Raw genomic sequence first — 12100 nt, forward strand, 5'->3', positions numbered from 1 at the left:
AAGCAACACTCACGAGGCCCAGGAGTACGCGGTGGGCGGTCACCTCGTGGACGACACCGGGGCCGTGACTGCGCTAAGCACGGTCTTCGACCGACTTTGCAAGCGCGCGTTGAGCGAGAAGCCGAGCCGAGACCTGATTGCACGACATGCCGGTCAACGGGAGGTGCAACGATGGAGTTCTCCACTGGCCGATGAAGCGAACGGCCCGTTCGCCTCGATAGACGAGGTGAACGGGCCGTTCGCGGCAGCTCGGGATCAGCCGAAGAGCGCCGGGAGGGTGCCTTCCCAGGCTTCGCGGAGTTCCGCCAGGGGGATGTCCGCGACGTCCTGGATGTCCAGGCTCTGGGAGCCCGCGTCCGCGACACCGACCTTGGCCCACGGGAGGCCCCGGGCCGTGCACATGTCCGTGAAGCGGAGTTCCTCGGTGCGCGGGACCGCCACCAGGATCCGGCCCGCCGACTCGGAGAACAGCCAGACGAACGGGTCCGCGCCCTCGGGCAGGACCACCCGGGCACCGCACTCGCCGACCAGCGCCGTCTCCACCAGCGCCTGCGCCAGGCCGCCCTCGGAGAGGTCGTGCGCCGCCGAGATCATGCCGTCGCGGGAGCCCGCGACCACGATCTCCGCCAACAGCTTCTCGCGCGCCAGGTCGACCTTCGGCGGCACGCCGCCGAGGTGGTCGTGGGTGACGCGCGCCCACTCCGAGCCGCCGAACTCCTCGTGGGTCTCGCCGAGCAGCAGCAGCGTTTCGCCTTCCTCGCCACCGATTCCGGTGGGGATGCGGCGGGTCACGTCGTCGATCGTGCCCAGCACGCCGACCACCGGCGTGGGCAGGATCGGCTTCGCTCCGGTCTGGTTGTAGAAGCTGACGTTGCCGCCGGTCACCGGGATGCCCAGCTCCTGGCAGGCGTCGGCCAGGCCGCGCACCGCCTGCTGGAACTGCCACATGACGCCCGGGTCCTCCGGCGAACCGAAGTTCAGGCAGTTGGTGACCGCCACCGGCGTGGAACCGGTGGTCGCCACGTTGCGGTAGGCCTCGGCCAGCGCCAGCTGCGCGCCCGCGTACGGGTCGAGCCGGGTGTAGCGGGCGTTGCAGTCGGTGGCGACCGCGATGCCGCGCCCGGACTCCTCGTCGATGCGCAGCACGCCGCCGTCCGACGGCTGGGCCAGCACGGTGTTGCCGCGCACGTACCGGTCGTACTGGTCGGTGACCCACGCCCGGGAGCACAGGTTCGGCGACGCCACCATCCGCAGGATGGTCTCCCGCAGCTCGTCCGGAGTGGACGGGCGGGCCAGCGTGTTCGCGTTGTCCGCGACGATCAGGTCCTGCTCGGCGGGCCGCTCGACCGGGCGCTCGTACACCGGGCCCTGGTGCGCGACGGTGCGCGGCGGCACGTCCACCACGAGCTGGCCGTGCCAGTAGATCTCCAGGTTCTCGCCGTCGGTGACCTCGCCGATGACCGTCGCGGTGACGTCCCAGCGGCGGCAGACCTCCATGAAGGCGTCCACGTTGGACGGCTCCACGACGGCGCACATCCGCTCCTGCGACTCGCTGGAGAGGATCTCCGCGGGGTTCATCCCGGTCGCCCGCAGCGGGACCTGGTCCAGGTCCACCCGCATGCCGCCGTCACCGGCCGACGCCAGCTCCGAGGTGGCGCAGGACAAGCCCGCACCGCCGAGGTCCTGGATGCCCACGACCAGGCCCGCGTGGTACAGCTCCAGGCAGCACTCGATGAGCACCTTCTCGGCGAACGGGTCGCCGACCTGCACGCTGGGCAGCTTCTTGCGACCGGTGCCGCTCTCGTCGCCGTCAAACGTCTCCGACGCCAGCACCGACACGCCGCCGATACCGTCCAGGCCGGTGCGCGCGCCGAACAGGATGATCTTGTTGCCCTTACCGCTGGCGTGCGCGAGGTGCAGGTCCTCGACCTTCATCACGCCGACGCACATGGCGTTGACCAGCGGGTTACCCGCGTAGCACTCGTCGAAGACGACCTCGCCGCCGATGTTCGGCAGCCCCAGGCAGTTGCCGTAGCCGCCGACCCCGGCGACCACGCCAGGCAGCACGCGCTTGGTGTCCGGGGCGTCGGCCGGGCCGAAGCGCAGCGGGTCGGCCACCGCGACCGGCCGGGCGCCCATGGCCATGATGTCGCGGACGATGCCACCGACACCGGTGGCCGCGCCCTGGTAGGGCTCTACGTAGGACGGGTGGTTGTGGCTCTCCAGCTTGAACGTGACCGCCCAGCCGTCGCCGATGTCGACCACGCCGGCGTTCTCGCCGATGCCCGCGAGCATCTTCTCGCGCATCTCGTCCGTGGTGGTCTCGCCGAAGTACTTCAGGTGCACCTTCGACGACTTGTAGGAGCAGTGCTCGCTCCACATCACCGAGTACATGGCCAGCTCGGCCTCGGTGGGCCGGCGGCCCAGGATCTCCCTGATCCGGGCGTACTCGTCGTCCCTCAGCCCGAGCTCGCGGAACGGCTGGGCGGTGTCCGGGGAGACTTTTGCCTGCTCGACTGTGTCGAATTCGACGGCCCGGCCGTCGGTGTCCACCTTTGCCAATTTGCTCACGCTGCCACCAGTGCATCCAGAACGGACAGGAACATGCCGAGGCCGTCGTCGGTGGGGCCGGTCAGGGCGTCGATCGCGTGTTCGGGGTGTGGCATCATGCCCGCGACCCGCCCGCGCGCGTCGGTGATGCCCGCGATTTCGCGCTGCGAACCGTTCGGGTTCTCGCCCTCGTAGCGGAACAGCACCCGGCCTTCGCCTTCGAGCTCGTCGAGGACGGCCTCATCGGCCATGTAGTTGCCCTCGCCGTGCTTGATCGGGATCAGCAGCTCGGCGCCCGCGTCGTAGCGGGTGGTCCAGGCGCTGCTGTTGTTCTCCACCTTCAACCACTGGTCGCGGCAGACGTAGTGCAGGCCCGCGTTGCGGGTCAGCACTCCGGGAAGCAGCCCGGACTCGCACAGGATCTGGAAGCCGTTGCACACCCCGAGCACCGGCATGCCCTTGCGCGCGGCCTCGACGACCTCGGTCATCACCGGGGCGAACTTGGCGATCGCGCCGCAGCGCAGGTAGTCGCCGTAGGAGAAGCCGCCGGGCACGACCACCGCGTCCACGCCCTTCAGGTCGTGGTCGGCGTGCCAGAGGGCGACCGATTCGGCACCGGCGCGGCGCACCGCGCGAGCGGCGTCGACGTCGTCGAGGGTGCCGGGGAAGGTGACCACGCCGATCTTCGCGCTCATGCTTCCACCCGGCGGACGGTCCAGTCCTCGATGACCGGGTTGGCCAGCAACGTCTCGGCGATCTTGGCGAGCGTGTCGTCGTCGACGTCGTCGGCGACCTCCAGCTCGAACCGCTTCCCCTGGCGGACTTCGGTGATGCCGTCGAATCCGAGACGGGGCAGCGCGTTGGCCACCGCCTGTCCCTGCGGATCGAGGATTTCCTGCTTCGGCATGACGTCGACAACGACTCGGGCCACGGGTGCTGCTCCCGGTTTCCGTGCAGATCCGCCGGGACCCCGGCGGATGGCCAGCAGTACCGCCAAAGGGTAACTGAGCTGGGAGTTCGCCCGTCGCAGCAGGGGCCGCGGGTGCGGCGTGGCTCACCACCGACGCGTTTACGCGTGTCTTGTGTCACATTTTCGCCGGTTGTCTAAACCTTCGGGGCGTTCGGCCGTCTATATGTCCGGGGAAACCAAACCCCTGCGTTGATCGCAGGTTATCTAGGGGGAACGCATACCCATGCGCACATTCAAGACGCTGCTGGCGGCCGGTCTGCTCACCGGCCTCGCGCTGACCACCACCGTTCCGGCGATGGCCGCTCCGAGCTCGGCGCCGGTGGCCGCGGCGCCGGCGGAACCGCTGCTGACCGCCGACAAGGCGCAGGTCCGGGCGGGCAACACGCTGGTCCTGCGGCTGGAGCACGGCTCCGAGGGGGTCAACTGGATCTCGTCGGCGGCGTTCGTGCGCAACGGGGATCACCCGTTCGGCGCGGACGAGGGCCTGGCCCAGGTCGTGAACGACCGCGACGGCCAGGCCGAGGCAGTTGCCACCATCGCGGACGTCCCGCCGGGCGATTACGACGTGCACACCCGCATCGGCGGCGGCGCGGGACCGACGATGAAGATCACCGTCACCAAGTGACCCGCCCCTCCGGGGGTTGAGCGAGGGGCACCCACGACCCGGCAATCCGGGCACGGGTGCCCCTCACCCGTGAAAGTTCAGCTGACGGCGTAAGGCGTTCACCTGCGACGATCTCGCGTCGTGGGACTTCCGGTGTCGCGACTGCGGATCGACCAGGATGGAAAAGGCTCAAAGAAAATCGCGGATTGTCGGCGTGTTGCATCCCGACACGCCGACGGCTGTGGAGAACTTCCGCAATTTCAATGGAAATCGGACCTCTGATTTCCATTGAAATTGCAGTCCCCCGGGGGGACGTGGTCGGGTGGTCGCGTGTGACCAGTCGGAATGGTGGGGTTCGTCGGGCCTGCGCCGGGGCGGGTAGGTCGTGGAAGAGTGGGGTTGCCGGCACAGCTAGGAGGAAACACCGTGCAGATCACCCACTTCGGACATGCCTGCGTGCTGATCGAGACCGACTCGGCGCGGCTGCTCATCGACCCCGGCAAGTTCGCCGCGGACTTCGAGGACCTCCGGGACCTCGACGCCGTGCTGATCACGCACCAGCACTTCGACCACCTGGACCTCGACCGGCTGCCCGCCCTGCTCTCGGCCAACCCGGACGCCCACCTGATCGTCGACCCGGGTTCGGCCTCGGCGGTCGCCGAGAAGGGGCTGGCGGCGACCACCGCGCGGCCCGGCGAGTCGCTGGAGCTGGGTGGCGCGGCGATCAACGTCGTCGGCGGCACCCACGCCGTGATCCACCCGGACATCCCGGTCATCGACAACATCGGGTACGTCGTCGACCACGGGGCCTTCTACCACCCCGGCGACTCGTTCTTCGTCCCCGAGCAGCGGATCGACGTGCTCGGCGTGCCGACCGGGGCACCGTGGCTGAAGCTCTCCGAAGCGGTCGACTTCCTGCGCGCGGTGGCGCCGCGCGCGGCGGTGCCGATCCACGAAGCGGTGCTGGCAATGCCGCAGATGCACTACCGCATGTTCGAGCAGCTCGGCCCGAAGGACACCGCCGTCGAGGTCCTGCCCAAGGGCACCCAGACCACGCTGTGACCCACCTCCGGCCGACCTTCCCGTCGGCTGACGGCGCACGCGGACCGCTCGCTCCAGGTGGGGCGCCTCGTCCTCGCAGGCTCGGAAGCCACGCACCGGAGACGACCGGCCCGCTGCGCCGATGGCGGGACGGGTGGTGTCAGTCGTCCCGGTCGTCGTCCCGGTCATCGACGTGGTGGTGGTCGACGTCGACGTCCTGGTGGTCGACGTGGTGGTGGTCGACGTCGACGTCCTGGTCGTCGACGTCCTGGTGGTGGTGGTCGTCGTGCTCCAGGTGGTCGTCGCAGTCGTCGAACCGATCATCGGCATCGTCGAACCGATCGTCGGCGTTCTCGATGCAGGTCAGGGCTTGCTGGAATGGACGATCGGGAGCCCGCCCGCCGGAGGTTGGGCCGGCTGGGCCCTGCGGATGAAGTGGTTCTCATCCACTTCCGAGGTGCGCCGACCCGCGGGCGAACGAGGCATAGGTGACCGGTCGGGCGCCGTGGTGCAGCGCCAGGTCGATGGCGTCCAGCACTGCCTGCCGAGCACCCGGTTTCCGCAGCTCAGCGGCGTCCAGCGCGAGCCGGACCAACTGGCCGCGCCTGGCTGCCCGCCCGACCCCCAGCACGAGCGCCCGGCACCACCACGGTTCGACCCGCTCGCCCGGTCCCAGCACCCGGATCCGCGCCCGGTGCACCCTTCCGGTCGCGAGTTCGCGGACCGCCAGCGCATCCGCGCAGACCGAGAAGCCGCGCCGCTGCAACGCGGTGACCGTGCCGGGCGAGCCGAGCCAGCGCGGCGGGATGAAGGTGTTCGTCCGCAACCCGGATTGCTCCAGCACGGCCGACGCGGCGGCCAGCCGGAGCCCGGCTTCGTGCGCCGGAAGCCGAGCGGGCGCGAGTCGGGCGCGCAGGCCCGGGGACACCCGGGCGAAGCCGTGCAGGCTGACGGCATCGCGCCGCGCCAGGCGCTCCGCCACCCAGTGCAGCACCGGGGACTGCGGGCTACGGGCTTCGCGATGATCGGGGTGCGGCGAGATCAGTAGGGACAACGGGACCTGGCGGCTGTCCAGTGCGGCGGCGAAATCCGCGCACTGGTCCAACACCCGGAGACCGAGGCCGGACAACGACACGACGAGCGGCGTGCTCACGGTCCCTCATTCCGCCTGGCCAGGGTGTCCGAGACCTGACCGCCAGGTGTCGCCCCGGCGCAAATCCGGCGAACCTCCACGTCGCCCACTTTCGGCACGCCCCGGCATCTCGGGACGCCGACACGCCGACGCATTCCCCTACTAGATGATTGATTCCGTGAAGTTGGTGTTAGTGGTCGAACGCGATGAGTGAGCGTTTGCTGGTCGCGCCGGTTTCCCAGTTGTGCCAGATGCCTGCGGCCATGGCCAGCAAGCGCTGGGCGACGCGGGTGAACACGCCTGCCGGGGTGCGTCCGCCGTGCTGTTCGAGGCCGAGTTGGCTTTTGAGGGTCTGGTTGACCGACTCGATCCACTGGCGCACACCGCCGAGGTTGCCGCATGCGTAGGTTTCGTCCTTGCGGTCCGGGCGCAGTAGCCGCAGTTGCTTCGACTCGGTGAGTTTCTTGAACTCCTTGCCGGAGAAACCCTTGTCGGCCAACAGAATCTGGCCGTTGCGGATCAGGTAGTGGTTGTTGTCGAGTAACGCGGCCAGCACCTCGCGTTCGCCGATCTTGGGGTCGGCCAGGCACCACATGACCGGCATCCCGTCCCCGGTACACACGAGGTAGAGCTTCAGGCCCCAGTACCACCTGGAGTGTGACGCGCAGTAACCATAGTTGGCGTGGCCGGCCAGGTCCGAGCGTTTCACCGTCTCCCGGGACATGCCGCATGGCACCGGGGTGGCGTCGGTGATCCACAGGTCGTCGAACCAGGACGGGCAGCACGCGGCCAGGGTGATGATTGCCTTGCACAGCAAGGGCTGCGCGTTCCTCAAACGCTTGTTGTATCCGGGCTGGCGAGGCACGTGCGGGAACATCGCCAGCAGCTCGGGGTTGCTATGCACGTGCCGCATCCAGCGACGCTCACCGTTGTAACGCAGCAGAACCTGAGCCACCGCCAGCGTCAGCAACTCACTGTCGGTGAACAGCGGGCGCCGTCCCCGTCCGGTCCGAGCCGGGACGACATGGTCATCGATCAGCACGTAGAGTGCGGTCAGGAGGGTGTTCAGTTCTTTCGTCACAGTTTGATCTTGAACACCCTCCTCCCAGGCCGTCACACCGGCCCCCTTCACATGATCTTCACGGAATCAATCATCTAGGCGAAAGCGGCCGACCGCTTAAGGCCCGACGGTCGCGATTTCGCGAGAAATCACGCCCGGGTGGGGTGGTTTCGGCTTACTCCGCGGGGGCGAGCCAGTCGGCGAAGGACTGACCGGTGATCCGCTCGTAGGCCTCGACGTAGCGGGCGCGGGTGGCGTCGATGACGTCGTCCGGCAGCGGAGGCGGCGGGGTGTCGGCCGCGCGGTCCCACCCGGAGGCTGGCGAGGTCAGCCAGTTGCGCACGAACTGCTTGTCGAACGACGGCTGAACCTTTCCGGACTCGTACCCGTCCGCCGGCCAGTACCTCGACGAGTCGGGCGTGAGCACCTCGTCGCCGAGCACCAGCGAACCGTCGCCGGCGAGGCCGAACTCGAACTTCGTGTCCGCCAGGATCACCCCGCGCCTGCGCGCGTGCTCCGCCGCCTGGCGGTACACCCGCAGCGTCAGGTCGCGCAGCTCCGCGGCGCGCCCCGCCCCTAGCTGCGCGGCAACCGCTTCAAAGCTCACGTTCTCGTCGTGCTCGCCGATCTCGGCCTTGGTCGCCGGGGTGAAGATCGGCTCGGGCAGCTCGGACGCCTCGGTGAGCCCGGCCGGCAGCTGCACCCCGCACACCGCGCCGGTGCGCTGGTAGTCGGCGAGCCCGGAGCCGGTCAGGTAGCCGCGCGCCACGCATTCCACCGGCAGCATCTCCAGCCGCTTCACCAGCAGGGCCCGGCCGCGCACCTCGGCGGGGATACGCGGGTCGTCGGCGGCGACCAGGTGGTTCGGCGTCACGTCGGCGAGCAGCTCGAACCAGAAGACGCTCATCGCGGTCAGCACCCGGCCCTTGTCCGGGATGGGGGTGTCGAGCACGTGGTCGTACGCCGAGATGCGGTCGGAGGCGACCAGCAGCAGGTGTTCGTCGTCCACGGCGTGCAGCTGGCGAACCTTGCCTGCCGCGATCTGGGGGTAATCGGCGAGTGCAACCACGTGCGGATTGTCTCGCACCGGGCCCCGGGTGCTCGCACACGGGCGGTGGTAAGAACCCGACGTGGGTCGTCCGGACCAGCCCGAGCACAGGAGGACTTCGTGAGGACATTCACCGACTGGCTCCGTCAGCGCAGCGAGCCCGACTGGACCGCGGTCGTCACGCACCCGTTCACCCAGGGCCTGTTCGACGGGCTGGTGCCGGTCGCGTCGATGCGCTCCTACCTTGTGCAGGACTACCAGTTCGTCGACGACTTCCTGGCGCTGCTCGGTTCCGCGCTGGCAAAGGCCGACCGGTACTCGTCGCGGCTGGCGATCGCGGGCAGCATCGCCGTGGTCACCAGCGAGGAGAACACCTACTTCCGGCGCGCTTTCGATGCGTTGGGCGTCGGCGAGGCGGACCGGGTGCGTCCGAAGCTGGACGAGGCGACCGTGGCCTTCCGGGAGCTGATGAGCGACACCAATGCGCGCGGCAGCTACGTCGAGGTGTTGACGGTGCTGACCGTCGCGGAGTGGACCTACCTGGAGTGGGCGATGCGCGCGCCGGCCGCGCTGCCGGAGAACTTCGTGCACGCCGAGTGGATCACGCTGCACAACAACCCGGATTTCCGGTCCTGGGTCCGGTGGCTGTGCCGGGAACTGGACCGGGTGGGTGCGGACCTCGACGAGCGCGACCGGGCCCGCTGCCTGCGCCTGTTCCAGCACGCGACCCGCTGCGAACTCGACTTCTTCAATACCCACTGGTCGTGACGGCAGGTCTTCGGAAGCTCGTCTTGCCAAGTGGCGGATCCTCGCCGGCCGGTGTGGCGCGAACGGCCTGTTTGCCTCGTTAGCCGAGGTGAACGGCCCGTTCGCTCCATCCACCCAGCGTCGGTGTGGCGCTGCCGGTGCACACCCGCAACGCCACCGGCCGACTACGAGCCCTGCTCGTGCTGATCAACCTCGAAATCACCCGCCGACAAACGATCAACAAAAATGATCAGGACCGCCGACCAGCTCAAAGAAACCTGTCAGAGGATGTCGGCAGGGCGGTACGCCGCGGCCTCCGGGTGACGGGCCGTGATCTTCTCGATCTGCCCGACGATGTCGCCGACCTGGGCGGCTGCCGCGCCGGTGAAGGCGAGGCGGTCCGCCAGCAGGGCGTCCAGCTGGGCGCGGTCCAGCGGCAGCCGGTCGTCGGCCGCGAGCCGGTCCAGCAGGTCGTTGCGCTGCGCGCCTTGCTCGCGCATGGCCAGCGCGACCGCGACCGCGTTCTCCTTGATCGCCTCGTGCGCGGTCTCCCGGCCGACACCGGCCCGCACCGCCGCCATCAGCACCTTCGTGGTGGCCAGGAACGGCAGGTAGCGGTCGAGCTCGCGGGCGACCACCGCGGGGAACGCGCCGAACTCGTCGAGCACGGTCAGGAACGTCTCCAGCAGGCCGTCGAAGGCGAAGAACGCGTCCTGCAGCGCCACCCGGCGCACCACGGAGCAGGACACGTCGCCCTCGTTCCACTGGTCGCCGGCCAGCTCGCCGACCATCGACACATAGCCGCGCAGCACTACCGCGAGGCCGTTTACCCGCTCGCAGGACCGAGTGTTCATCTTGTGGGGCATCGCGCTGGAGCCGACCTGCCCCGGCTTGAAGCCCTCGGTCACCAGCTCGTGCCCGGCCATCAACCGGATCGTGGTGGCCACGTTGGACGGTGCGGCGGCGAGCTGGGCGAGCGCGGTGAGCACCTCGAAGTCCAGCGAGCGCGGGTAGACCTGGCCGACGCTGGTCAGCGTGCTGCCGAAGCCTAGGTGGCCGGCCACGCGGCGCTCCAGCTCGGTGAGCTTCGCCGGGTCGCCGCCGAGCAGGTCGAGCATGTCCTGCGCGGTGCCGACCGGGCCCTTGATGCCGCGCAGCGGGTAGCGCGCGAGCAGCTCCTCCACGCGGTGGAAGGCGACGAGCAGCTCGTCGGCGGCGGTGGCGAAGCGCTTGCCGAGCGTGGTCGCCTGCGCGGCGACGTTGTGCGAGCGACCGGCCATCACGAGCTCGCCGTACTCGCCGGCGAGCTTTCCCAGCCGCGCCAGGACGGCGACCGTGCGGTCGCGGACCAGCTCCAGGCTGCGGCGGACCTGCAGCTGCTCGACGTTCTCGGTCAGGTCCCGGGAGGTCATGCCCTTGTGGATCTGCTCGTGGCCGGCGAGGGCGTTGAACTCCTCGATGCGGGCCTTGACGTCGTGGCGGGTGACGCGCTCGCGGGCGGCGATGGAGTCGAGGTCGACCTGCTCCAGCACCCGCTCGTAGTCGGCGACCGCCTGCGCGGGAACATCGATGCCGAGGTCGGCCTGGGCGCGCAGCACTGCGAGCCAGAGCTTGCGCTCCAGGACGATCTTGTGCTGCGGGGACCACAGCTCGACCAGTTCGGGCGAGGCGTAGCGGGCGGCGAGGACGTTCGGGATGCTGGGCTTGACCGTCACGAACAGCCAGGATACCGGCGGGGTGTCGCCGTTGGGCTCACCCGGTCGCGCCATGCCAGAAGCCGCAACCGACGCGACGGGTGGGACGCGGGACAGGTGAAGGGCACCTCGGCAGACGGCAGTCTCAATTGAAACCGCGGTCTCCCGGTCTCCCGGGGTCCCCCGGCCCCAGCACCAGTGCAATTGAAACTGCGGGACACCTGGCGCCCTTCTTAACCCACCCGTTCGACTATTCGGTCGAGTCGGTAATTCGGGATGGGAAATGGATTCGGCGTCAGCTCTTCAGCGCCAATTCGGGTCGGTCGCGATCCGGTCGAGGCGGTCAATGTGCACCTGCTGCGGCTCGGACAGCTGCACCGGCCTCATGCCCTTCGGTGGCCATTCGATCGGTTTGACCCGCTGACCTGCGGTGTCGCCGAGACGATCGGCGCGGAGCCGCTCATCATGCTCATCACCGCGGCGGCGCTGGCGGCCACGACGATGGTGGCGGCCACGACGATGGTGGCGGCCACCGCACCGATCGTGCCGTCTGCGCTGCCGCCGCTTGGCCTCGGCGACCAACCCTTCCGGCCGAGAATCCCAGCGGCGGCTCGTCCACGACGGCAGCCCGCTTTCCCTCGCGCAGCAACTGTTCCTACCCCACTCGCTCCTCCTCGCAGAGGTCCCGGCCAGGTCGGGATCGGTTTTGACGATCGCAGGACGAGCACCGTCGGCTGCTTCGGCGGCACCTCGGACAGCGCGCAGCACCAGATCCCGGTTCCACAAGCACAATTCCGCCTCGGCCGGGTCCGCGGTGATGTCACCGGAGTCCGGCAGCGAGCCGCCGCGCTGTTCCGCGCGCGCCACGGGCGGCGGCTCTCGTCCAGCCACACCCGGAGCAGCGCCTTGCGGTCATACTCGTCCACAGTGGACTTTCCTATTCGTCGCCAAGCCCGGTAGAGCTTGAGGAGGGTCGTAGCGCGGGCAGAGCACTTTCCCGCATTCCGCGCACAACCCGCGCCGTACGTCCGGTTCGCAGGTCTGTCCGCGGTCGGTGCATTCGAGGCGGGTGAAATGCTACCGGCGGAGTCGCCATGACCGCATCCTTACTCGGCACCCACCCATTCGGTCCAGCCCTGCACGTGCATCCGGCCGCCCGCTTCTGCACGTGCGGCCGAAGATTACGGCAGGTAATCCCCGGAGCGAGTCCGGAAATCCCCGAACGACGGCAGGCGGTACATTAATCCAGAGCTA

The 12100-nt window shown here is 69.1% G+C and carries 11 protein-coding genes; 3 read left to right on the top strand and 8 right to left on the bottom strand.

What is annotated here, in order from left to right:
• Positions 1–255: 255 nt before the first annotated feature.
• The 3 genes from purL to purS are packed head-to-tail and all read right to left on the bottom strand — an operon-like array spanning position 256 to position 3481.
• Positions 256–2571: a phosphoribosylformylglycinamidine synthase subunit PurL gene (purL, locus tag FDZ84_RS10540; protein ID WP_371812828.1), complete on the bottom strand. Its 2316-nt coding sequence runs from the start codon at positions 2569–2571 to the stop codon at positions 256–258.
• Complete coding sequence (gene purQ, locus FDZ84_RS10545) at positions 2568–3245, bottom strand: phosphoribosylformylglycinamidine synthase subunit PurQ (RefSeq protein WP_168585752.1); 678 nt, start codon at positions 3243–3245, stop codon at positions 2568–2570. The genes purL and purQ overlap by 4 nt, the downstream gene beginning before the upstream one ends.
• Entirely contained in the window at positions 3242–3481 is a 240-nt protein-coding gene (gene purS / locus FDZ84_RS10550) for a phosphoribosylformylglycinamidine synthase subunit PurS (RefSeq protein ID WP_010312709.1), read from the bottom strand. Before purS ends, purQ begins: the two co-directional genes overlap by 4 nt.
• 262 nt (positions 3482–3743) lie before the next feature.
• On the opposite strand from purS, the gene FDZ84_RS10555 reads away from it, so the two are divergent.
• On the top strand, positions 3744–4145 hold the full coding sequence (locus FDZ84_RS10555; protein WP_168585753.1) for a hypothetical protein: 402 nt from the start codon (positions 3744–3746) through the stop codon (positions 4143–4145).
• A 405-nt stretch (positions 4146–4550) separates the two neighbouring features.
• The gene (locus FDZ84_RS10560; protein WP_168585754.1) at positions 4551–5186 is read left to right on the top strand and encodes an MBL fold metallo-hydrolase; all 636 of its coding nucleotides are present in this window, start codon (positions 4551–4553) and stop codon (positions 5184–5186) included.
• Positions 5187–5607: 421 nt separating this feature from the next.
• On the opposite strand, the gene FDZ84_RS10565 is transcribed toward FDZ84_RS10560, so the two are convergent.
• From FDZ84_RS10565 to FDZ84_RS10575, 3 genes are all read right to left on the bottom strand, one after another.
• A complete protein-coding gene (locus FDZ84_RS10565) occupies positions 5608–6318 on the bottom strand; it encodes a DUF2334 domain-containing protein (protein WP_168585755.1) in 711 nt (236 codons plus the stop codon).
• A gap of 169 nt (positions 6319–6487) precedes the next feature.
• The gene (locus FDZ84_RS10570; RefSeq protein WP_168584373.1) at positions 6488–7378 is read right to left on the bottom strand and encodes an IS982 family transposase; all 891 of its coding nucleotides are present in this window, start codon (positions 7376–7378) and stop codon (positions 6488–6490) included.
• 154 nt (positions 7379–7532) lie between these two features.
• On the bottom strand, positions 7533–8426 hold the full coding sequence (locus tag FDZ84_RS10575) for a phosphoribosylaminoimidazolesuccinocarboxamide synthase (protein WP_168585756.1): 894 nt from the start codon (positions 8424–8426) through the stop codon (positions 7533–7535).
• Positions 8427–8525: 99 nt separating this feature from the next.
• Between FDZ84_RS10575 and FDZ84_RS10580 the strand changes: the two genes are divergently transcribed.
• Positions 8526–9173, top strand: a complete 648-nt coding sequence (locus FDZ84_RS10580) for a TenA family protein (RefSeq protein ID WP_168585757.1) — start codon at positions 8526–8528, stop codon at positions 9171–9173.
• 260 nt (positions 9174–9433) lie between these two features.
• On the opposite strand, the gene purB is transcribed toward FDZ84_RS10580, so the two are convergent.
• Together purB and FDZ84_RS10590 are read right to left on the bottom strand one after the other, a co-directional pair.
• Entirely contained in the window at positions 9434–10867 is a 1434-nt protein-coding gene (gene purB / locus FDZ84_RS10585; RefSeq protein WP_168589951.1) for an adenylosuccinate lyase, read from the bottom strand.
• Between the two features lie 282 nt (positions 10868–11149).
• On the bottom strand, positions 11150–11713 hold the full coding sequence (locus FDZ84_RS10590) for a hypothetical protein (RefSeq protein WP_168585758.1): 564 nt from the start codon (positions 11711–11713) through the stop codon (positions 11150–11152).
• Between the last annotated feature and the right edge of the window lie 387 nt (positions 11714–12100).

The organism is Saccharopolyspora sp. ASAGF58 (assembly GCF_012277335.1).
Lineage (GTDB): Bacteria > Actinomycetota > Actinomycetes > Mycobacteriales > Pseudonocardiaceae > Saccharopolyspora > Saccharopolyspora hattusasensis.